General features: G+C 52.2%; 19 protein-coding genes. 7 read left to right on the forward strand and 12 right to left on the reverse strand.

Annotated features, from left to right (window positions below):
* Positions 1 to 6: 6 nt before the first annotated feature.
* The 4 genes from O0S10_RS03305 to O0S10_RS03320 form a co-directional block, all read right to left on the reverse strand.
* The gene (locus O0S10_RS03305; protein WP_268924480.1) at positions 7 to 2,175 is read right to left on the reverse strand and encodes a PAS domain S-box protein; all 2,169 of its coding nucleotides are present in this window, start codon (positions 2,173 to 2,175) and stop codon (positions 7 to 9) included.
* Positions 2,176 to 2,638: 463 nt separating this feature from the next.
* The gene (purF, locus tag O0S10_RS03310; protein WP_268924481.1) at positions 2,639 to 4,048 is read right to left on the reverse strand and encodes an amidophosphoribosyltransferase; all 1,410 of its coding nucleotides are present in this window, start codon (positions 4,046 to 4,048) and stop codon (positions 2,639 to 2,641) included.
* A gap of 52 nt (positions 4,049 to 4,100) precedes the next feature.
* Complete coding sequence (locus O0S10_RS03315; RefSeq protein ID WP_268924482.1) at positions 4,101 to 4,379, reverse strand: TfoX/Sxy family protein; 279 nt, start codon at positions 4,377 to 4,379, stop codon at positions 4,101 to 4,103.
* Between the two features lie 6 nt (positions 4,380 to 4,385).
* Positions 4,386 to 4,937 (reverse strand): pyruvoyl-dependent arginine decarboxylase, encoded by a 552-nt coding sequence (locus tag O0S10_RS03320; protein ID WP_268924483.1) that lies wholly within the window; start codon positions 4,935 to 4,937, stop codon positions 4,386 to 4,388.
* Between the two features lie 182 nt (positions 4,938 to 5,119).
* Here O0S10_RS03320 and O0S10_RS03325 point away from each other — a divergent pair, with 182 nt between their 5' ends.
* The gene (locus tag O0S10_RS03325; RefSeq protein ID WP_268924484.1) at positions 5,120 to 7,327 is read left to right on the forward strand and encodes an adenosylcobalamin-dependent ribonucleoside-diphosphate reductase; all 2,208 of its coding nucleotides are present in this window, start codon (positions 5,120 to 5,122) and stop codon (positions 7,325 to 7,327) included.
* Positions 7,328 to 7,387: 60 nt separating this feature from the next.
* Here O0S10_RS03325 and O0S10_RS03330 read toward each other — a convergent pair whose 3' ends face one another.
* Complete coding sequence (locus tag O0S10_RS03330) at positions 7,388 to 7,810, reverse strand: DUF3788 domain-containing protein (RefSeq protein ID WP_268924485.1); 423 nt, start codon at positions 7,808 to 7,810, stop codon at positions 7,388 to 7,390.
* A gap of 376 nt (positions 7,811 to 8,186) precedes the next feature.
* Here O0S10_RS03330 and O0S10_RS03335 point away from each other — a divergent pair, with 376 nt between their 5' ends.
* Together O0S10_RS03335 and O0S10_RS03340 are read left to right on the forward strand one after the other, a co-directional pair.
* Complete coding sequence (locus tag O0S10_RS03335) at positions 8,187 to 10,319, forward strand: hypothetical protein (protein WP_268924486.1); 2,133 nt, start codon at positions 8,187 to 8,189, stop codon at positions 10,317 to 10,319.
* 69 nt (positions 10,320 to 10,388) lie between these two features.
* Entirely contained in the window at positions 10,389 to 11,567 is a 1,179-nt protein-coding gene (locus O0S10_RS03340) for a hypothetical protein (protein WP_268924487.1), read from the forward strand.
* A gap of 7 nt (positions 11,568 to 11,574) precedes the next feature.
* On the opposite strand, the gene O0S10_RS03345 is transcribed toward O0S10_RS03340, so the two are convergent.
* From O0S10_RS03345 to O0S10_RS03365, 5 genes are all read right to left on the reverse strand, one after another.
* Positions 11,575 to 12,813, reverse strand: coding sequence for a hypothetical protein (locus O0S10_RS03345; RefSeq protein ID WP_268924488.1), 1,239 nt, complete (start codon positions 12,811 to 12,813; stop codon positions 11,575 to 11,577).
* Positions 12,814 to 12,885: 72 nt separating this feature from the next.
* Positions 12,886 to 13,434, reverse strand: a complete 549-nt coding sequence (locus O0S10_RS03350; RefSeq protein WP_268924489.1) for a hypothetical protein — start codon at positions 13,432 to 13,434, stop codon at positions 12,886 to 12,888.
* 74 nt (positions 13,435 to 13,508) lie between these two features.
* Positions 13,509 to 14,549 carry a glycosyltransferase family 8 protein gene (locus O0S10_RS03355; protein ID WP_268924490.1) on the reverse strand — a complete coding sequence of 347 codons (1,041 nt, stop codon included), beginning with the start codon at positions 14,547 to 14,549 and terminating at the stop codon, positions 13,509 to 13,511.
* Between the two features lie 58 nt (positions 14,550 to 14,607).
* Entirely contained in the window at positions 14,608 to 16,269 is a 1,662-nt protein-coding gene (thsA, locus tag O0S10_RS03360; RefSeq protein WP_268924491.1) for a thermosome subunit alpha, read from the reverse strand.
* Positions 16,270 to 16,430: 161 nt separating this feature from the next.
* The gene (locus tag O0S10_RS03365; protein ID WP_268924492.1) at positions 16,431 to 16,835 is read right to left on the reverse strand and encodes a winged helix-turn-helix transcriptional regulator; all 405 of its coding nucleotides are present in this window, start codon (positions 16,833 to 16,835) and stop codon (positions 16,431 to 16,433) included.
* A 142-nt stretch (positions 16,836 to 16,977) separates the two neighbouring features.
* Here O0S10_RS03365 and O0S10_RS03370 point away from each other — a divergent pair, with 142 nt between their 5' ends.
* On the forward strand, positions 16,978 to 17,523 hold the full coding sequence (locus O0S10_RS03370) for a ferredoxin domain-containing protein (RefSeq protein ID WP_268924493.1): 546 nt from the start codon (positions 16,978 to 16,980) through the stop codon (positions 17,521 to 17,523).
* Positions 17,524 to 17,559: 36 nt separating this feature from the next.
* On the opposite strand, the gene O0S10_RS03375 is transcribed toward O0S10_RS03370, so the two are convergent.
* Positions 17,560 to 17,961, reverse strand: coding sequence for a winged helix-turn-helix transcriptional regulator (locus O0S10_RS03375; RefSeq protein ID WP_268924494.1), 402 nt, complete (start codon positions 17,959 to 17,961; stop codon positions 17,560 to 17,562).
* A gap of 164 nt (positions 17,962 to 18,125) precedes the next feature.
* Here O0S10_RS03375 and O0S10_RS03380 point away from each other — a divergent pair, with 164 nt between their 5' ends.
* Positions 18,126 to 18,680 carry a ferredoxin domain-containing protein gene (locus O0S10_RS03380; protein ID WP_268924495.1) on the forward strand — a complete coding sequence of 185 codons (555 nt, stop codon included), beginning with the start codon at positions 18,126 to 18,128 and terminating at the stop codon, positions 18,678 to 18,680.
* A gap of 43 nt (positions 18,681 to 18,723) precedes the next feature.
* Here O0S10_RS03380 and O0S10_RS03385 read toward each other — a convergent pair whose 3' ends face one another.
* Positions 18,724 to 19,674, reverse strand: a complete 951-nt coding sequence (locus O0S10_RS03385) for a transcriptional regulator (RefSeq protein ID WP_268924496.1) — start codon at positions 19,672 to 19,674, stop codon at positions 18,724 to 18,726.
* Between the two features lie 50 nt (positions 19,675 to 19,724).
* On the opposite strand from O0S10_RS03385, the gene O0S10_RS03390 reads away from it, so the two are divergent.
* Positions 19,725 to 20,945 carry a tRNA(Ile)(2)-agmatinylcytidine synthase gene (locus O0S10_RS03390; protein WP_268924497.1) on the forward strand — a complete coding sequence of 407 codons (1,221 nt, stop codon included), beginning with the start codon at positions 19,725 to 19,727 and terminating at the stop codon, positions 20,943 to 20,945.
* 117 nt (positions 20,946 to 21,062) lie between these two features.
* The gene (locus O0S10_RS03395; protein WP_268924499.1) at positions 21,063 to 21,983 is read left to right on the forward strand and encodes a hypothetical protein; all 921 of its coding nucleotides are present in this window, start codon (positions 21,063 to 21,065) and stop codon (positions 21,981 to 21,983) included.
* Positions 21,984 to 22,012 lie beyond the last annotated feature (29 nt).

Raw genomic sequence — 22,012 nt, forward strand, 5'->3', positions numbered from 1 at the left:
AAAAACTTACTGTTTTTCCTCTTCCGGGATGATTTCTCCGGAAGAGACCACACCGGCGACGCTTCCGCACTCTTCCCGGAGAAGGGAGTTGCGCCACCGGATCGATTTTACGGTACCGTCACTACAAAGCACCGGACCGCGATACACCCTATCCTCGACATTCAGCATTCCGGAGACCATCTGTTCAAATGCCTGAAGCCGGTTTTCCCGTACAGCCGCCGGAACAATCATCTCAAACCAGTTCCTGCCGATCAGATCGGTCTCGGTGTATCCGAGAAGTTTTGCACCATAGCGGTTGATCATCTCGATCACACCGTCACGACGGACGACGACCAGCATAACTCCGGCGACATCCAGATAACTCCGGGTACGATCGCGTTCACGCTGAAGTTTTTCCTGTAAGAGACAGCGGGAAGCAACCGTACTGATCTGGAATGCCGTTGACATGACAATGCCGCGAAGCACTGTATCCGGCAACTGCGGCGTGGTTGAACCGAGTATAATACAGGCAACCGTTCTGCTCTCGTGCACAATCGGCATGAGAACGAGGGATGCGGCATTGTCCATGATGGAGAGGGTTCCTTCAAGAAACAGACCCATCCGGTACTTGTCAAAGATTGCCGGTTCGCCTTTGCGGATAATGCGGTCCACAATTGAGTCGCGGGGAATTGTCGGAGCGAACCGTCCCCCTTTGGACATGAACAGAACATAGTCGTCGAAAATACTCCGCTGATACACGGCAACTGCTTCAAATCCGCTGATGTTCGGCAGCATCTCCATTGCCGGCACCCACATCTCCTGCGTACTGGAGATTCCTTCCAGCACAAACGCGAGTTCCCTCGTCATCAGCTGGCGGTTCCGATCCACAACTTCATCAGAGATGTCGGTTGCCATCGTCAGCAAATATTCGCGGTCCACGGAAAGGACCATCGGCAGCACACGAGCGGAGATGTAATGAACTGTGCCGTCCACCTCAACGCGATCCTCGGGAACATTTACCGGTTTGCGAAATGCCTTCACCTGATCATGGGCATCGATCAGATGACTGGAACCAAGACGAGAGAGAAGTTTGGAGGAGGGGAGACTCCGGATCTCCGATCGGTTCATGTGCAGGAACTGTTCCGCCGCGAGGTTGGAGTAGACGATGGCATTTGTTTTTACATCGGTTACGATGATGATACCCGGAATATTGTCCATGACGCCGTCGAGGAACAGTTTCCACCGCTTGATGCCCTGCTCGGCGTTCCGGCGATCGGTTACGTCGCGCAGAGCTCCGTTGTAGCCGAGGAACATGTTCGACTCCTCGTCCAGAACCACCGGTGTTCCGGAGAATTCACAGTAGATGCGAGTTCCGTCCTTACAGATAAACGGAAATTCAAGCAGCGTGAAACCGGTTTCACGGGAGACCTCTGCAGTGAGTTCCCAGGAAAATCGTGCGTCTGCACCGGACGGCATGAAATCGGAGAAGGATCTGCCGATCATTTCGTCAGGGGCGTAACCGCAGATAGTAGTGATCTGCGGGCTGATGTAGCGAATGATCGCATTTTCATCCACAGACCAGATGCAGTCCTGCACCGTTTCAACGAGTCTGCGAAACATCGCTTCACTCTGTTCCAGAGCGGCCTCCGCGCGGACATGTTCGGTGATATCGTCGAGAACAACGGTGACACCCGGTTTTCCATCGGCAAGAACCATCGGATAGATCTTTTGATCCAGATAGTACTCCTGATCGTTGCGGAATATTCTTAGTTCGCCCCGGACGGTCTCGCCGCGAATGGCATGACGAATCTGATCCGTGAGCATGTCACTGCAGAGCGATTTTGCGGGACCTTCATAGATGAGAGAGTCGATGACGTCGTCGGAGGTTACGGACAAAAAGGAGAGAAGTGCCTCATTTGCCTGAATGACACGGAGATTTTCATCAACCAGAAGCACCATCTCCGAGGAGAGATTCAACATGGCAGAGACCGGGACGCGTTTGGAGAGGAAGAAAACTTTTGCTTTGCCGAACGTTCGCATCTCCACCTGCCCCGAGACACGAAGTGTGTCCATGTAGCGGGCGATGGTGTTGCGGTTCAGGTGAGCGGCCTCTGCGATCTCCGTGACTGACATTCCTCGCGGATTGTCCTTGAGAAGTGTAAGAATATCGGAAAAATCTCCGGCCGACTCGTTCATTACTCATTTATTGGCCTTTGACTGCTATAATGCTTTCTTCATGGCACGGCCATGATGCACAACATCAATGCCAAGCGATAACGAATAATTTTAAATATAATTACTGCAAATAGAATAGTAGCAGCCGGTGCGAACAACACCGGGTGCAGACAGACCTGCGGAACAAACGCAAGAAAAAACGTACAGATTCCATGCAGTCAAAGTTCAACCGGATACACCACACCACAGAAATCCGAATGAATGACAACACACACCTCATCACACACCTACACACCAGCCTACGTGCGGGAGTTTGCGGGTCTGCCCCAATACAATAACACACCTCCAAACGGTTAATGACACACACGTACCACTCTCAAAACCCCTTAATTTTCTTTTTTATGAGTTTTGAGATTTTTTAAAATTACATCAAAAATACTGTCCGCGGTATTTTGGACGGAATCAGTTTCTTTCATGAAAAAAATTATAGTTCGGGATTTTTGTACGGATCGATCATCTCAATGCCGTGAGATTCCTCTTCCTCGCCATCAATTGCAAGCGGGTACTTTCCTGTCAGGCATCCGGTACAGAGATGACTGCACGGAACGCCGATAGCCTCGACGAGGCCTTCCAGGGAGATGTGGGCAAGACTCGTTGCCTCAATTGCTTCCCGGACTTCGGCGACGGACTTGTGATTTGAGATCAGTTCCTCCCGCGTCGGGAAGTCAGTACCCAGATAACACGGCGCAATAATAGGCGGGGACGCCACGCGGAGATGCACTTCCTTTGCGCCGAACTCACGAACCAGTGCGATGATGCGGCGCGAGGTTGTGCCCCGGACGATGCTGTCGTCCACCAGCACTACGGATTTCCCGGTGATGTGACCGCGAACCGGATTCAGTTTCATCCGAACAGCCATCTCCCGTTTTGCCTGGGTCGGCATGATAAAGGTCCGGCCGGTATAGCGGTTCTTGATCAGTGCTTCACGAAACGGGATGCCTGATGCCGCCGCATAGCCGGTGGCTGCGGCAGTCCCCGAGTCCGGAACCGGCGAGACGATGTCGGCCCCGGCCGGCGCTTCCTTTGCAAGAAGGAAACCGGTCTTCTGGCGGACATCGTACACTGAGATGCCGTCGATCACCGAGTCGGCACGGGCGAAGTAGATGTACTCAAACACGCAGTGGGCCGGAGACTTTGCCGTCATGATCTGACGGGGGTATACTTTGTCAGCTTTGAGGCGGATACTCTCCCCCGGAGCAACGTCGCGGAGAAGTTTTGCACCGACGGCATCAAGCGCAACACTTTCGGATGCAACGATGTGACCGCCGTCTTCAAACTCCCCAAGGCAGAGCGGCTTGATGCCGAGCGGGTCACGGAATGCATACAATACACCGTCCAGCATGAAGATGACGGCATAAGAACCGCGAATACTCCGCATGCAGAAACTGATGGCTTCACCAACGGTGTGACCATGAATGAGCTCGTTTGCAAGAATTGCGGCGATCACTTCTGTGTCGGATGTGGTGGAAAAAATGTGGCCACGGCCTTCATACTCGTAGCGCAGATCGTTTGTGTTGACCAGATTGCCATTGTGGACGATGGAAAGCGAGTGACCGCGGAACAGGAAGTTGAACGGCTGGATGTTTTCCGGTTTTGATCCGCCGGTCGTCGGATACCGGACATGACCAAGTCCGGTTTTGCCGGAGAGGCTTTGCAGAATATCGCTGGTAAATACCTCAGAGACCAGACCATATCCCTTGTATTTATGGACTGTTCCGTTGTCATAGGTGGAAATTCCCCCGCTTTCCTGCCCGCGGTGCTGAAGTGCATACAGCGCCCAGTACAATGAACCCGAAACCTCGAAGTTTGCGACGATGCCTGCGATACCGCACATGTGGAGAAGTATTGGTGCTGGGGGATAATTAGGTACTCGCCCTCATCAGAGATCATTTCTCCCGACGGCAGGGAGTCGCGGTAATTTCACGATAAAACAGTCTCAACCCATCTTTGATCTCCGGCGGAAGATCGCGCTTCGGAATATGTCGGATTGCCCCTTCCAGAGCATACAGCAGATGGAGGCAGGCCGAGTCATCGATAGATCGGATCAAAAGCCAAGCTTCTCTGCTACCTGTACTGCGCAGATCAGCGGCGGTTGTAATACCGACTGCATTCAGCTGGACTTCAACAACTTTTCCAATATTCGGGAGGTCAGTAAGTTCACCCATGATTGCTTAATGCGTGATGAAGACCGCGGCAACAATGACCGTGGTCCACTTTCCGTCCGCGCCGCAGACGGCAGATGCAGCAAGATGGCTGGTCTTGATGATCTTGCCGCTTGCGAGGTACACCTGTTCGCGTTCCTGCCATGCGGTTTCCGGATCAAACGGGATGTCCATGATGGTTGCAAGCATTGTTGCCGCAAGATCCTCGGCATACTCGCCGCACTCGTGACCAGAGATGCCCGCGGCATGGTACTCGGAGAGGTATCCGTGCTGTTTTCCGTGAATTTCCGGTACGGCAAGGCCAACAGATGCGGCAATGTTCTGACCCGGAATATTTGTTTCCGTCCGCGCCATGACACAGTACACGATTTCACCCGGTGAAAGATGAGGAAGTCCTTCCTCGCGGGAGATAATCTTGGCATCCGGGGGCATGATGGAGGAGACGGTTACGAGGTTGTACGGGGCAAGTCCCGCATCCCTGAGAGCCATTTCAAAGGATACCAGCTTGTCTTTGTGAACGCCGCATCCTCTGGTGAAAAATACCTTTTCGGGAACAACCATAATTCTTTAGAAAGTCGATGTGCATCTCATTAATAGTTGTGATTTACCTCTCGACCGCCAAACGTTAAGAGTTAATATCGTTGTATCCTATTACTTGGTAAGTACTCTGCACCCTGCCGTCCGGTCATCCCTTCTTCCCGGCGGCAAAATGAAGAATGCAAAAAGAATATCAGGTTGATTGTATGGCGGACTCAGTTGTAGACAGTATCCTCGCTGCACGTTACTATCGTGTCGGTGAGAAGTCCTTTGAGGATGTGTGCCGGCGTGTGGCTGATGCCCTCGGCGAGACTCCGGAGGAGACGAAGGAATATTTTGAGGCGATGATGAACCTCGAATTTCTCCCGAACTCACCAACGCTGATGAATGCGGGAACACCACTCGGACAGCTGTCCGCCTGTTTTACGCTTCCGGTGAATGATTCCCTGCCGGAAATTTTTGATGCGATCCGCTGGGGTGCAATTATCCACCAGTCCGGCGGAGGAACAGGATACAACTTTTCCCATCTCAGACCGGAAGGATCGCCGGTCCGTTCGACGGACGGCGTTGCCTCCGGCCCGGTGTCGTTTATGCGTGTCTTCAATGCGGCAACAGATGTAATCAAGCAGGGGGGCAGGAGACGCGGCGCGAACATGGGCATTCTGAATGTCTGGCACAAAGACATTATGAAGTTCATCGGAAGTAAGGCAAAAGAGGGAGACTTTTCAAACTTCAACATCTCGGTGATGGTGAACGATGAGTTCATGAAAGCGGTTGCCGCAGGCGATCTGGATCGCGAGTGGCTGAAGACGACCGAGGGTGAGACGGTAACAGTCCGTGAGATCTGGAACGGCATTGTGGAAGGTGTCTGGAAGAACGGTGAGCCGGGCATTCTGTTTTATGACACCATCAATCAGAAGAACCCGACGCCGCAGCTCGGACCGATCGATACGACAAATCCGTGCGGGGAACAGCCGCTGCTTCCGTTTGAGTCCTGTGTTCTGGGTAGTATCAACCTCGCGAAGTTCATCCGTGCGGACGGCGTGAACTACGATGCACTGGATACGATGACGCGGATGGCAGTCCGCTTCCTGGATGCGGTCATCACGAAGAATGTGTTCCCGATTGATCAGATCAAAGAGGCGACCAACCGCACCCGAAAGGTTGGTCTGGGCCTGATGGGTGTGCATGATGCGATGCTGATGCTCCGCATTCCGTACGACTCGGAGGCAGGCCGCAACTTCTGTGAGGAGGTTATGGCACGCATCAATGAGGTGGCAACGGAGGAGTCGGAGCGGCTCGGAAAGGAGAAGGGAACGTTCCCGGCATACAAAGGTTCAGTCTGGGACAAACAGGGAAAGGTTATGCGCAATGCTGCCCTTACGACCATCGCCCCGACAGGAACAATTTCTCTGCTGGCGGGATGTTCATCGGGTATTGAGCCGGTGTTTTCGTATGCGTACACCCGCCGGAACACGGTCGGCAAGACGTTTATTATGGTTCACCCGTACTTTGAGTCGGAACTGCGCCGCGTGATTGCGGGAATGGGACTGACCGGTGCGGAGGCAGAGGCGAAACGCGACGAGGTCATCAACCATGTGCATGAGACGGGAACGGTGCAGGATGTTCTGTGGCTGCCGGATGCGTTCCGTGCAGTGTTTAAGACGGCACTGGATATTCAGTGGAAGGATCACGTGCTGATGCAGGCGGTGTTTCAGAAGCATGTGCATGCGTCGATCTCAAAGACGATCAATATGCCGTTCTCTGCAACCAGGGAACAGGTTGCCGATGCGGTACTGCTTGCATGGAAGGAAGGTATCAAAGGCATGACGCTGTACCGTACCGGTTCACGGGAGGATGTGGTGCTGGCACTTGAGAAGAAGGAGGAGAAGACTGAGGAGGCAGCAGCTGTTCCGGAACCGAAGGTTGTGCATCAGCTGCCGTTCTCCCGCCCGCGGGAACTGGACGGGAGAACGTTCCTTGCGCAGTCGGGATGCTGCCGGCTGTATATCACGGTGAATACGCTGGACGGCAAACCGATGGAGGTGTTCATCCGGACGGTTGGTGCGGGATGCGAGGCAAGCAGCAATGCGCTCGGCAGAAGTATCAGTACGGGTCTGCAGAACGGTGTGCCCTACGAGAAGTTTGTGAAGCAGTTTGCGAAGGTGAGTTGTATTTCTGCTCTGCGGAACAAGAACTCGGAGGGTATGTCCTGTGCGGATGTGGTCGGGAAGTGTATTGAGCTTGCGGCGACGAACCAGGCGATCACGACGCTGGACAACTGGACGGTTGAGACGGTGACGCCCGGAACGAAGAAGGGTAATCCGTGTCCGGAGTGCGGTGAGCCGCTGGACTTCGGTGAGGGATGTAACATGGGTATCTGCAAGCACTGCGGATGGAGCGGGTGCAGCTGAGCGTTCCGTACCCAGCAATCTCTTCTTTTTCGGTTAGAACCTCCCCCGATAACCAGGAAGTTATTTGGCAAACGTCCTATTCGGTTTTCGTTTTATCTTCAGAAGCATTAGTATGTCGTCTATCGGAACAGATTCGTTCAACATAACCCATTTGCCATCGTGATAGATTTCGGCGGTGTCGTATAATTCCATCGTCCGGGCTGAGAGATCATTTCTGATGTTTTCAACTTTTTTTCTTTCGTCCTTTCCGAAAATAATCATAAAACCGAAGCAATCCTGTCGTGCATACAGGGCACACAATGTTTTCCCGCCACGCCGGTACTTATATTCGTATTTCCACTTCTTCCCGCCGTCACTCCATATCTTGTCCATGTCATAGAGCAGGTTGATTTCAAGACATATTTTCTCCCAATACGAAAATGCTCCGGCTCCAATAAGAGAGGTTATCTCATTTTCTGTAGGAATTTCCTGTAATACTGCCATAGTTGTTATCTCTGTTTCAACTTTTGAGGTATCGGTTGGTTCCGGATACAGTATATAGATCTCGGGAATGGTTCAATCTGTCAGTTTTCCCGTGCATATTTACGGAATAATGCGGGGTGATCTGTTTTTGTGTTTGCTTTGCTGATGCTTCTTTCATAACCCCGGGTATTTTCTCCGGGAAATTATTCTGTCTCTATGACAGTGTCCGCACAGAATGAGCTGAACGGGATTCTGTTCGGTGGAGATATGTTTTCTCTTACTCCGGAATGTGAAATATATACAGGCAGTTCCCGGCTGATACAGAAGTGGTGAGACTTTGGCCAATCTTTTTTTATACTCTCCTGTACCACATACCCGCATTGCGATGTGGTGAACGATGAAGAAAATAGTTTTCACGGTGTTGTTGTGCATACTGATGATGTTCGCCTGCGACGCAGCAGCGGCAGCAGATGACGCATGGATCACAATCGATCCGATACAGCAGCCGCAGACTGATGGGCCGTACATCATCACCGGCAGTACAAACATTCCAGCTGACACGGCAATCGTTCTCAAAATATACCAGTATGACGCAGCACTTCCGACGCCGGACGAAAAAGAGATGCAAAATCTTCCCGCCGGATTTACCACTACGATGGTCGTTGACGGAGACGACACCGTCCGTAACTGGTCGGTCAACGGTCCGAACCCAAAATCCCTGCCTGCCGGAAATTACGGCTACATTGCAGCAGCCCGTCTGATGTATCAGGATGATGAACCGCTTGTCGTTGCATCTCTGCCGAAACCGGACATATGGGCGGCAGTCTATCCCATCCCCGACCGGACGGTCGGTGATGCTGTCCGCATCTCCGGTACCACAAACATTCCGGAAGGCGAAACCGTTCGCGTCGAAGTCGTCACCGCGGCCTCCGGGAAAAAATCCGTGTTTCAACAGGATGCCACCATCGCCTCCGGCGACGATGGAACAAACACATGGACAGTGGTGATGGATACCGCCGGATTTTCTCCGGGGACGTATGCAGTGACACTCAACAATGTCCTGCATCAGCAGGGTCCTGTCTTCAGGCTGAATCCCATGACGAACGTGAGCCCATGGTGGATCAGCTTCGACCCGCTCTATGACCAACCCATCGGTGTTTCGTTCACCATCTCCGGCGCGACAAATTTTGCCGCAGGAACACCCCTTGACATTGTGATAAAATCATCCGGTTTGTCCGTTACAGGACCCGACTATCCGAAAGCATTCACCGGAACCGCAACAGTACAGAAAGGAGAGGCCGGCATCAACTTCTGGAGCATCGCAGCAGAGATTCAGTCAAGACATGAAGACGAGTACGAGGTGACGGTCACAGAGCCGGAGACCAGAACCAAAGTGTGGAACTACGTCAATCTGTACCAGTCCGCCGCCGTTCCGCAGGATGCATTCTGGATAACTATGAACGAAGTTCGGACATCCGGTGAAGATGATCCGTATGTGTTCTCCGGCAGTACAACCCTTCCGATCGGAACAAGCGTCACGATTGATCTTCGCCGGATCGATACAACCGTTTCCGGTATACCCGACGATCTCTCCCCATGCCCAAAGATATACAGTACTTCGGCGGTGGTGATTGCGGGAGAGAACGGAGTAAACCACTGGGCAACGGAGTCCGCATTACGACCAACACAGGTGTCGGAGAAAAATGTCCGCTACATTGCAGTCGCCTATCCACAGGAGTTTTCCCGCATATCTCCGGTAACACGGGTGGTCTCCGGAAGCGGTAACTGGACAACGGTCGATCCGATCCCCGGCGGAGCAGTAATTGGTGATATCCTCACATTCTCCGGTAAAACAACATACCCGCCGGGGGAATGGATCATAGTTGAGATGTATCGGGTGCCCTGGCAGGCGAAGCCGGATCAAAAACCCGCCAAGGCAGTCTTCTCGGAAAAGGTGATGATTGACCAAGACTCCCGCTGGTCGATGATGCTGGACACAGCAAACCTCTCTATGGACACCTACACCATTCTGGCAGACGGTTCCCCCTATCTCTCCGGTCCGATCTTTTCCCTGGGAACAGCAGCGGAACACCTGTGGGTCGCAGTCGATCCGATTCCCCTCGTCCGAAAGGGTGACAACTTCACCCTCTCCGGCACAACCGGTATGGATGCAGGTAGTCAGCTCCTTATTGAGATCACACCGCACTTTATTCTTGAACGGGAACTGGCATACGACAGCCGTTCCTACAGTTCGAGTTCCGGCATGGTTCAGGTTGTGCGGGTAATGAGAGGAGAGGAAGGCGAAAACGTATGGAGCGTTCCGGTTCACACGGAAAAATGGAAAGCAGATACCTATGAAGTGAAGGCAGTGGGGATTGAGGTGGACATGATTCACCGGGAAGAGTTTGTACTCTATCCGGCAGATTATACCGTTCCCGTTTCTGAAACGACAACACCGGCGTCACCCGGATTTCTGTTCATTGCAGGAATTTCCGGTGTCATTGTTGCGGCACTGCTTCCCCGCAGGTGACGAGTGTTTGTCCAATCTTTATTTATAGGTCTCACGGGAAACTACCACGCAAAGGGAAGGATGACGAGGATGAAGAAACTATTTTTCGTGGTACTGCTCTGCGGACTGCTGATGATCTCCAGCGGAACAGCAGCAGCGGAGGAAGAGTACTGGATAACCATTGATCCCATTCCGGATCAGATGCTCGGAACAACGTACACAATCTCCGGAGAAACAAACCTTCCTGTGGGAAGCAAGCTGCTCTTTGAACATGAATGGACTGACTGGAAATGCCATGACACACGGGTATGTACCCCGCCAGGAGACTCCGGAATGACCGCAACGGTAATTCAGGTAGAACAGAGTACTAAAGACACAAACATCTGGCGTGTTGTCATGAATACCTCTGAGTTCAGGTATGCACGGGAATTTTTGGTAAGAATTTATTCGCTTGACACCCCGGCCTGGTACAGGACCACCTACAACCTCATCGAATCAACGCCGGAGACACCATGGATCGTCATCGATCCCATTTCGGATCAACACCGCGGAACACCGGTCACCATAACCGGCTCCGTGTTCCGGCCGCAGGAAGGAAGACTCCTCATCACCATACAGCCGGTATGGTTCGATCACAACATCGCTCCCGACACCGCAGAATCCCGCACCTTCGTAAAACAGATGCAGATAACCGTCCCGGAGGGAACCACAGAATCGTATCACTGGAACATCTCCCTTGACACCACCAACCTTGAGCCGGACATGTACCGGGTGGAAGCATCCGGTATCGACTATGATCTCGGCACGCAGAACCGGACCTTCCTCCTTTTCGGTACCGGGGAAGAAAACAACCGCGTGATAGAAATCTCCCCCATGAAACATGCAGTTACAGGAGAATTACTCACCGTACAGGGATCCGTCACCACCAAAAACGCAGCAACACTGATGTACGAACTTGTGCCGAACGGCATACACTCCTCCCGTGCCGAAATCCGAACAGGATACATCAGAACAACGCCGGTACAGGCATACGGCACAACCTTTGACAAAATATTCTGGGAAACTACAATCGACACCGCAGGACTCAAAGCAGGAAACTACACGCTGAAAATCTCAGCGCTCGACGCACCGGTCACCGCCACGGAAGAGATAGAACTTTTGGACAAAGGAACCGTCCCGGCCGCCACACAGACGCCCGGATTCGGATGTGGTATCCTCGCAATTGCATTCGGAACAGCAGTAGTCCTTGGAACACTCCGCAGAAAATAAAAAAAGATCACGCGCCGTCCTTCTTGAACAGCCGGAGGCAGCGATCCTTGTACTCCTCCTCCGTGATAACACCGGTATCCCGCAGAAGTTTCAGCGACTCAAGACATGCATCAACCGTCTCCTCCTCAAAGGAATCCTGCGGCTCAAGCGTAATTGACATCGGAATCGTTGTCTTCCCCGATGGCGGGACAGGCGGCATCGCCGCGGATGACGCACGCGGCAGAGGTGTCGGAAGCGACACCTTCACCGGTTCTTTTACCTCGGGAACCGGCAGTTTGTCAAGTTCCTCCGCGATCACCGCAGCCGCTTCTTCCTCCTTCTGTTTTTTTTGTGACGGTTTCGGGGTCACATACACCTCGGAGTCATCCTCATCAACCGGTACCAGCGGCTCGGTCGCAAGCTTCGCAAGCATTCCGCCGCCGGGGCTGCGGTGATGCGGATGCTTCTCCGGGAGAATCATCGCATCGCCCCCGTCCTCATTCGCCCACTGGGAATCGGTAACCACCGGGCCATCCCCGAGAACCGTCGCATCATCAACGGAACCGTCCGTCAGTTCCGCAATTTCCGCGTCTGCTGCCTCGCTCTCCGCCGTCTCGATCATCCGCTGAACCCGTGAGTTCATTGCAGCCGACTTCATCTCCGTATCAGCTGCCGGAACAACCTCCGGGACCTCCTCAAACACATCCCCGTCCCCAGCCTCCGGTGGGAAATGTTCGAACAGTTTTTCCGTCGGCTCATAGCATCCAAGACCCGGCATCTCCTTGTCCTCAAACAGATCCTCTGCAGGAATGGTAGGAACCGATGACAAAACAGGATCACTCTCTTTTACCATGTACTCGTCCGTCAACAGACTCTGCCGGTGCAGGAACTTCCACTCGCCGCCCACCCGCTCAATCATCATATCGCGGAACGTCAGCAGAGCCGCCCGCACCTCCTCAGGCTTATTGCGGATGCGGTCAAAGACATTCATCTCGCCGTCAAGACGGGTAAAGGTCAGAACCGTGGAAAGACCACGGGTAAACTTCACATGAACCTGCATCAGATCCACGTAATTGATCTGAAACACCCGGTACACCACCGACGTCTCCGGATAGGCGCAGACAATCCGTAGTCGCGTGATTAAAATCGGAAGATGATAGTTCTCACTACTGCGGGCGTAGAGCACTTCCAGTACCTCTTCGTCGGCCGGTATCTCATCCAGTATCTCGATCGGGAGATCGTATTCATAGAGAACTTCGGGTCGCACAGTCACCGTCCAGATATTGCTTATAGTTTGGTACTGTATCTTTGTTAAAGTTCGTAATTCAGCAGGGGCGGATCACTTCTTTTTTCTCCGGATCTTCCGGAGAAATGCGTTGCGTCCCTCCTCATCCCCTGAGATCCACCACGGGGTCCAGGCAGGATTCCAGCACCGGACAAGAACGGTGAACACTCCAGAAATGATTGCGCAGAACAGAATCGCTGCAAGGAAAAATCCGAAGATGGATCCGCCCACCAGCGGAACAAAAACTGCAGAGAGCATTACACAGTACGCGGTCAGGTGGGAAACAACAAGAATCAGTACCCAGCCGAGATTGCGTTTTGTGAAGTTCGTCACCGCAAGGTAGCTGACGGCACAACCGCTCCCGAGTGCAAAGAGACAGAGGGGATAACCAAGCTGCGGCAGGGATGATGCCGGGATCAGAACGCCGGTACCGAGAACTGCGACAATGATCCCAAGAATTGCAGGGACAGCAATGCGCTGCGGAAAGGGAAGCGTCCGGGTGAAGTAGATGAGTGCAAGCGCAATCACGGCAGCACCGAGCGTGTAGTTGAGGGTGTCCACCCAGGTGGATGCATAGGCGAGAAGTACGGTCAGCGTGTCCATGAACTGCTGTACTGTTTTGCTGCGGGAGAATATAGCGTTTCAGGGAGGAGAGAGGAGAAAAAAGAATTGTTGATTCAGAGATGACTATTTCTGAAATCCCCGATTCGTTTTCTGGTAAGGGAAAATATTGCCGGAATGATCTTCTTCATGAGAGTTGTATAGGGGAGACCGGTCTGATCAAAGAGAGTAGAAAAACTCTGCTCACGGATATAGGCGAGGTTCGGAAGCAACAAAACGGAACGCAGGACAGTGTTCGGATCATCACCCCATGGTGTCTGCAAAAGATAATTCCAGTATGGAAGATCAATCTCACCGTGGGATGATTTCCAGGGTTTTGATCCTGCTGCATAGTGAAGAATTCCATTCTCAGTACCTACGTCCGGATAATACATGTATCGGTTGTAATGTCCCGGAAAATGTACATACGACTGGTGAAACAGGATGTTTAAAATGTCCTGATCCGGAAATGGAAGTTCTGGGTATGTCCGAAGAATATCCATGGATCTTTCAGATAAAGAAATCGTTCTGCGCAAGTAGTCAAGATTGAAAAGAAGAACACCTGAACAAAAATATTTGGCAGGATCAATGTTTAACGAGTGATAGAGCCGGACTCTTTTCAGAGAGAAACGAGGAATATCACTGTCCGGAACTGCTGCCAGGGGAGCATGCAGAACAGAGGTATTCCAGATAGCCCGTACATCCGTATTAACCACTACATCACAATCAAGATATAATATTTTTTCAACATCGGGAAGAAGCCCGGGAAGATACAACCGCATCAAACTACCCGGAGTCCATTTCTGTACACTTTTCAGTTCATAAACCCACTCGGGCAACTCCACGTGATGATAGAAAAGCTCTGCCCCGAATTTTTCACAGAGTTCTCCATATTTTTTCTTATTTATCTCGGATCCCTCAGGATTTTTCAGACTCAGTTTTTCGTCGTATAACAGATGAACCGCAGCTTTTGCCCCATGACAATTATCCAGAAACGAAACGATGGTTACGCCGCAATGCTGATTGTAGTCATCCGTTAAATCCCACGGAGAAACAGCAAGGTGAATGCAATCACATGCTCTGCTGTTGCGACATCCTACAACATTATCACACGGCAAAAGACATAAAAGATTTCAAACAAAAATCGTCAAAAAAGAAAATTGGTATTGGGGAGATTTACATCATACCGGGCATGCCGCCGGGCATACCGCCCATGCCGCCTGCTCCGCCCATTGCGGCCATCTCTTCCGGAGACGGGCCTGCGGACTTTGCGGATGCGATGACATCATCGATTCTGAGAATCATGACCGCTGCTTCTGCTGCGGATGCGATTGCCTGGGTCTTTACCCGGAGCGGCTCAACGACGCCTGCTGCAAGCATATCGACCGGCTTACCCTCGAAGACATCCAGACCAAAGGTCTTCTTGCCTTTCTCGTGGGCTGCACGAAGCTCGACAAGTTTGTCGATCGGGTCAAGACCTGCATTCTCTGCAAGGGTTCTCGGAATGACCTCAAGTGCGGATGCGAATGCCTCGATTGCAAGCTGGATACGTCCGCCCTGGGTTGCTGCGTACTCACGGAGTCTGAGGGAAAGCTCAACTTCCGGTGCTCCTCCGCCTGCGACAATCTTCTTGTCCTCAACGACAACACCGACAACACGGAGTGCGTCCTCAAGTGCACGGCCAAGCTCGTCAACCACATGCTCGGTTCCGCCCTTGATGATGATGGAGACTGCCTTCGGGTTCTTGCACTTCTCGACAAAGATCATCTCTTCGCCGCCGACCTTACGCTCTTCGACAAGACCTGCAACACCAAGCTCATCAGCGCTGATTGCGTCAATGGAAGAGATCAGTGCGCCGCCGGTTGCACGTGCAAGCTTCTCCATGTCGGACTTCTTGACACGGCGGACCGCAAGGATGCCTGCCTTGGAAAGGTAGTGCTGTGCAATGTCGTCGATACCCTTCTGACAGAAGAGAACGTTTGCGCCGGATGCCTTGATCTTCTCAACGATGCCCTTAATCATGCGCTCTTCCTCATCGAGGAACAGCTGGAGCTGATCGGGGCTGGTGATGCTGATCTCTGCATCAACTTCGGTCTTCTTGTACTCAACTGCTGCGTTGAGGAGGAGAATCTTGGCATTCTTCACGGTCTTCGGCATGCCGGGGTGGACACGCTCTTTATCGATGATCATGCCTTCGACAATCTCGGAGTCCTCGATTGCACCGCCGACACGCTTCTCAACCTTGACGTTCTCGGTGTCAACGGTTCCGTCTGCGTCTGCAACAAGGGTGATTGCACGGACGATTAAGTCGCAGAGCTTCTCCTTGGATGCCTCGGCGTTCTTGCCGGTCATTGCGGTTCCTGCAATCTTTGCGAGGATTTCCTTGTCCTTTGCCTTGACATCAACTGCGATGGTCTGGAGAAGTTCCTGTGCCTTCTCTGCGGCCTGGCGGTATCCGAGGGTGATAACGGTCGGGTGCACGTCCTGCTCAAGAAGCTCTTCGGATTTCTTCAGAAGTTCGCCTGCAATAACAACTGCGGTGGTGGTTCCGTCTCCGACTTCGTCGTCCTGTGTCTTTGCAACCTCGACCATCATCTTTGCGGCCGGGTGTTCAATGTCCATCTCTTTGAGGATGGTCACACCGTCGTTGGTGATGACGACATCGCCGATGGTATCGACGAGCATTTTGTCCATGCCCTTCGGACCAAGGGTTGTTCTTACTGCACCGGCAACTGCCTTTGCTGCAGCAATGTTCATGCTCTGGGCATCCCGTCCACGGGTACGGGATCCGCCTTCTTTCAGAATCAGAATAGGCTGTCCGCCAAGTTGTGCTGACATGATTATTATCTCCAAATACTCTGTGGCATACAGAGTAATGTATGCAGATTAGGTTGCTTTGTTGTTCTATATAAAGTTGATTGTATTGCAAATCCATCGGGACAAAAATGTAAGATAATTTTTCAAGGGCAGGGGTCCTCTGCCGGGGCGCGCCCGCCGGCTCATGAGGAGTTCGTTGCGTCGGATGTACAGACCGTTCCGCACCCTGGCTTTCCCGGAGTTCGTTTGATGAAATCTGCGGGAATATGTTCAGGATAATACAGAATTGCCCAGTCGCACAGCGTATCAAGGATGGGAAGAAGATCCATACCGGCCTGTGTGAGGCAGTACTCAACACGCGGAGGGATTTCCTCATACTGTGTCCGCACGATGAGACCGTCCTCTTCCAGAGACTTCAGCTGGAGCGAGAGCATATGCGGCGTGACCTTCGGCAGGTTTGCCTTGATGTCCGAGTACCGGGCAACGCTGTACCCGATATGCCAGACAATGAGTGCTTTCCATCTGCCGCCGATACAGTCAAACGCCGCCTCGACAGGACACTGGTAGGAATGGTTTTTGGTATTCATGATTGTTTGGGGAAGAGTTGGTAGAGTACATATGTTTTCCTGCAATTTATGCCATGCGCAAAGATGAACCTATCAAAAAGAATACCGGATATCATTTCTGGTACTTTTTGATATTTATGCAAAAATCACCAAAGAATAGAGTATGATATCAGAAATTGATGCAGTAAAAACCGTTGCAGGTCTGATGATGGCAGCAGCACGTACCGCTCCAAAGGCAATGGGCATTGACTCCCTTGTGATACAAACCATTGGTAGAGAGGAGATGGGAGCGGTTGCGGAGAAGATGGATACACTGGGAATGGAAACAGGGATGACCTTCTTCAACACGAATGCAGATCACGTGAGAAACAGTGACCTGATGGTTCTCATCGGTGTCAAAGGACGACTGCCGCTCGGTGCGAACTGCGGCGGATGCGGACATGCGACCTGTGCGGAGTTTGTAAAGGCGGCACCGACGGACGCAGATTATCCGGGACCAAACTGTATCTTCAAGATCACCGACCTCGGGATTGTGACCGGGTCTGCGGTGAAGTGTGCGGCATCCCACAACATCGACAACCGCGTGATGTACACCGTGGGCGTTGCGGCAAGGAGGCTCGGCCTGATGGAAGACTGCACGATTGTGTACGGTATTCCGCTCAAAGTATCGGGAAAAGATATTTTCTTTGCAGAAACAATGGCACATTAATCCGACTGTCTTCATTTTTCCGGATGTTGTTCCTGATCAATGATTCCAGCAGAAGTCGTCCGAGGAATCTCCGGAAAAAAATCTCCGGCAATTTTGCAGGGTGGAGTGAGGGATCTGATCCGGATAATATGCTGATGCCCAGCTTCCCAGACTGCCCAGTATCGGAAGCAGTTTAAGCCCTGCTTCCGTCAGATGATACTCAACGCGCAACGGAATTTCCCCATACTGGGTTCTGACGATCAGTCCGTCACTTTCAAGACTTTTCAGCTGATGAGAAAGTATGTGCGGGCTGATGGTTGAAAGGCATGCCTTGATATCCGAATAGCGGACCTTGTCATAGGCAATACACAAGATAATAAGCGATTTCCACTTTCCACTGATAAAATCAAAAGCGACTTCGACAGGACACCGATATGGACCTTTTTCTTTGACGGCCATTGTTACCTGTGACTACCCTTTCGATTAATAGAGAATTATACTCTCATTTGATAAATGTTCTCTGTCCGCGGCACATTTCGACGGGATCCCGGGTAACCTCTATGGTACTTGGTACCATTCAGATTACTTTTTGATATTTTTGCTCGGAAAACAAAAACAGACGCATGGTATCAGAGACAGAAGTAGTAAAATCGGTTGCAGGTCTCATGGTTGTTGCAGCTCGGACCGCACCAAAAGCGATGGGTCTCGACTCGATTCTTGCAACGGTTGTATACGGAAATGATATTGCACGATTTGCCACAGAGATGGAGGAATATTCAAAAGAAAAAGGCGTGGGATACTTCAGCGACAATGCAAAACAGATTAGAAAATGTGATGCAATTGTCCTGATTGGGGTGAAAGGCTGGATGACGGTTGGTGCAAACTGCGGCGGATGCGGCTACAACACCTGCAGGGAGTTTACCAGAGCTGTACGGAGTCATCCTCCTACCGAATATGCCGAATATCCCGGACCAAACTGTGTTATCAAAGTGACGGATCTGGGAGTTGCCCTTGGATCAGCCGTCAAATGTGCGAGTCAGAACAATGTGGATAACCGGATTATGTACACCGTCGGTGTTGTCGCCCAAAGACTGCATCTGATGAACGGATGTACCATGGTCTATGGCATTCCGCTGAACTCATCAGGTAAAAATATCTTCTACCCGACAAAAATATAATCGAAAAAAACAGGGAGTAATCCCTCTGCTCCCCGGATTTGTTTTATTGTTTATCCGTCACCATCTCCAGCAGATCCGATCCGTCGGAGACATCCTTCAGCCGCTCCTCACCGATCACGAGGGTCTTGCCGATCTTTTTTTCCTTGCGGTAGTCAGAGACCACGCACAGCGAATGGGTTCCCGCGATCTGCGAGATGTTACCAACCAGCTCAGCACGCCGGACGGTTTTCTGGGCAGTTCCGTAGCAGGTGAGAATCGTTTCATCCTCAAACACCGCGAAGGCATGAAATGGTGCCCGGCGAAGTTCCTGCACGCTGATACCGATTGACCGCAGGCGATCAGCAGGCTGCTGATGCGGGTCGGCATCATTGCTGTGTCCCGGAGCCAGAGATGCCGGCGTTCGCTCTTCAGCAGCCGGTGTATAACAGAGAAGATCGATCGGCATCACAATATCATCGTTGAACAGCTCTTCCAGCCGCATGGCAACATCAAGGGTTGTACCCATGCCGCCTTCGTACTTGCTGATAGTCCGGCGGGAAACACCGAGCACATGCGCGAGATCGCCGAGCGACATGGACTGCTCCTCGCGAAGTTCACGGAGCCGGTCAGCATCTATGTTCACGTAGAGGCCGCCGGGGGAGGCATACACGAGCGGCAGTTCTCCCTCCGCAAGATAGTCATATAGTGTCGCAGAGGATATCGCGTTGATGCCGTACCGCAGATAAATTGCGCCGCGTTCCAGCGGCGCATCACGTGCCCGTTCACCGATAATGAGAGGGACTGCTCCCAGATGCCGGGCGATTTTATCCAGATCCCAGGCAACGTCCTCGTTGACACTGTCTATCTGAGAGACGACCTTGATGACCAGCAGATGTTCGGCGTCGGATGTCATCAGATCGAAACTCCGCGGACGGATCTCACAGCGTTCCGATACGTTGTATCCTGCCATGATCAGGATGCTGACCACGTTCTGAAGCAGCCGGTCGTTGGACATAATGGTATAATCGTAATAGTAATGCAGTTCAATAAAATAGTATCGATAAAATGTTCCTCGGAATCGATGACACGGACTCTCCGGACGGTATGTGTACTACCTATCTGGGTGCAATGCTCGCAGAAAATCTGCGGCGCGCAGGATATACCGTCGGAGAGATGCGGCTGATTCGTCTGAATCCGAATGTGGTGTGGAAGACACGGGGCAATGCAGCAGTTTGTCTGGAGGTAACCGGCGGAACACCAGAGGCGGTCTTTGACGCCGCATGCGGACTGGTCGAGGAATTCGCAGAGTTCGACTGTGAAAATACGAATCCGGGCGTAGTCGTGGTGAAGGAACGACCGGACCCGGCATTTTACTATCAGGCGCTGCAAAGATTCTGTACCATTGGAGAGACGGTGCGGAGACTGGATAAGATCGGTGCACTCTACTGCGGCTATAAATGTGGACGGGGACTCATCGGCGCTCTTGCGGCAGTATCGTCCGTTCTGCCGGATGCAACCTACGAACTGCTCGCCTACCGCTCACCCGAACGGTTCGGAACACCGCGGGAGATTGTGGAGGAGAGTTTCTTCGCATCAGCCGCCGCAACGTTCCCGCACACATGGGACACCGTTGATCCTGCCGCAGGTACTGTTGTCTGTGTCCCGCATGGAAAGGATCCCGTGCTCTACGGCATCCGCGGCGAGTCACCGGAGTGGGTAGAAGCATCCGCTGCACTACTTTTGTCCGAACCGCCGACGTTTTCCCAAATATGGAAAACCAATCAGGGAACCGATGCCCACCTTCTTGACTACGATGGTGAACCGCTGGAAGGTTTGTCCTACCGCATAGACGGTGTCGTAATCGCAGAACCGTTAACCAGATGCGGAGGTCACGTACAGTTTCTTTTCATGCCGGACACGGGAGGACCGGCGATCATTGTGTTTGCGTTTGAGCCGACGAAGGAGTTCCGGCACATGGTCCGCAGACTTCTCTCGGGCGACCGGATCACGCTCTGCGGCAGCTGGCGAAAGAACGCCCTGCATCTGGAAAAATTCCGGGCAAACACTCTCGTTACCACGGAAGTTCGTGAGTCTCCGAAGTGTCCAGTCTGCGGCGGCCGCATGACCTCCGCCGGTTACGGCAAAGGATACAAATGCCGCAACTGTTCCGGGCGTATCCGTGATGTTGCAGTGCAAATGCGGGAGATCACCGAAGGCTGGTATGAAGTGCCGCCCGATGCACGGCGGCATCTGGCAAAACCGATTGCCAGGATGCAGGATGATTGAGTCCCGGGCTGAAATGCGATCAATGACGTGTCATTGATTGTCAATAAATGAATTTAGCTACAACGTCACTGCGGACGGAAAAGATAACACCACCCTGCACCAAAGAGATACATAACAATGACTCTTGAGGAGAAGATCACATTTTACTCGCGGGAGGATGCTGCAGAGTTCCAGAAATATCTTAAAGAGAAGGACTGCTCCGCCCGCATCTCGGTTGAACATATATTCTCCGGCACCCCGTACTTCGAAGGAACCATCTCCGCATTCGAAGAACTCATCAGTAAACTTCTTGCCAAAGAAGAAGACAGCGAACTTGCCCAGATCAAAACTGATCTCCTGAACCGCGAAAAAACCCTCGCTGAATTTTTTTCCACGCACAAAGTCGGCGATACGCTGACCGATGCAACACCTGCACAACTCCTCGCGCAGCTTGAGAGTATCGATGCAAACAGCGACGACGACATTCAAAAGACCGCAACGGAAAAATTCGTCAACTCGCTGATGATTCTCGGAACCCTTGAGGACAACGAACTCCTGAAGGTCGAAGGAGAGACACCCGAGTACACGCTGACCGGTGTAAAGGATCCCAAAGAACTGCGCGTCATGTATGCCTACGCCGATCTCGGTGGAATCTCACCTGAAGATCTCGACGGAACAGGCATCACCAGCCACATCAGAACGTCATCGACAACCGGATATGTAGTCACCACCGGCTCGGAGATTGTGCTTGCTCAAGGCATCGACGACCTCGGCGACTTCCTTGACCATCTCGACGTGGACGACGACGAAGCAGGCCGGTTTGTGGATGCAATCTTTTTCAAACAGGCACTGATCGCAAAAATCCATGAACTTGTTGCAGGCGGCATCACAACCGAAGCGGAACTCCTCGAAGCCTTTGAAGCACCGGCGTTCCCGCTCGGCGAGACCGAGGATGTGATCTCCTTTGATCTCTCCGCCGACTACCTCGCAGGAGTCATAAACGACCTCCGTAAACAGGGTTTCCTCAAGGGAAGAGACGGCAAGATTAAAAGTTGCTAACGCATAATAGTATAGTTAGGTGGGGGATG

The organism is Methanocorpusculum petauri (genome assembly GCF_026891975.1).
GTDB classification, from domain to species: Archaea; Halobacteriota; Methanomicrobia; order Methanomicrobiales; family Methanocorpusculaceae; genus Methanocorpusculum; species Methanocorpusculum petauri.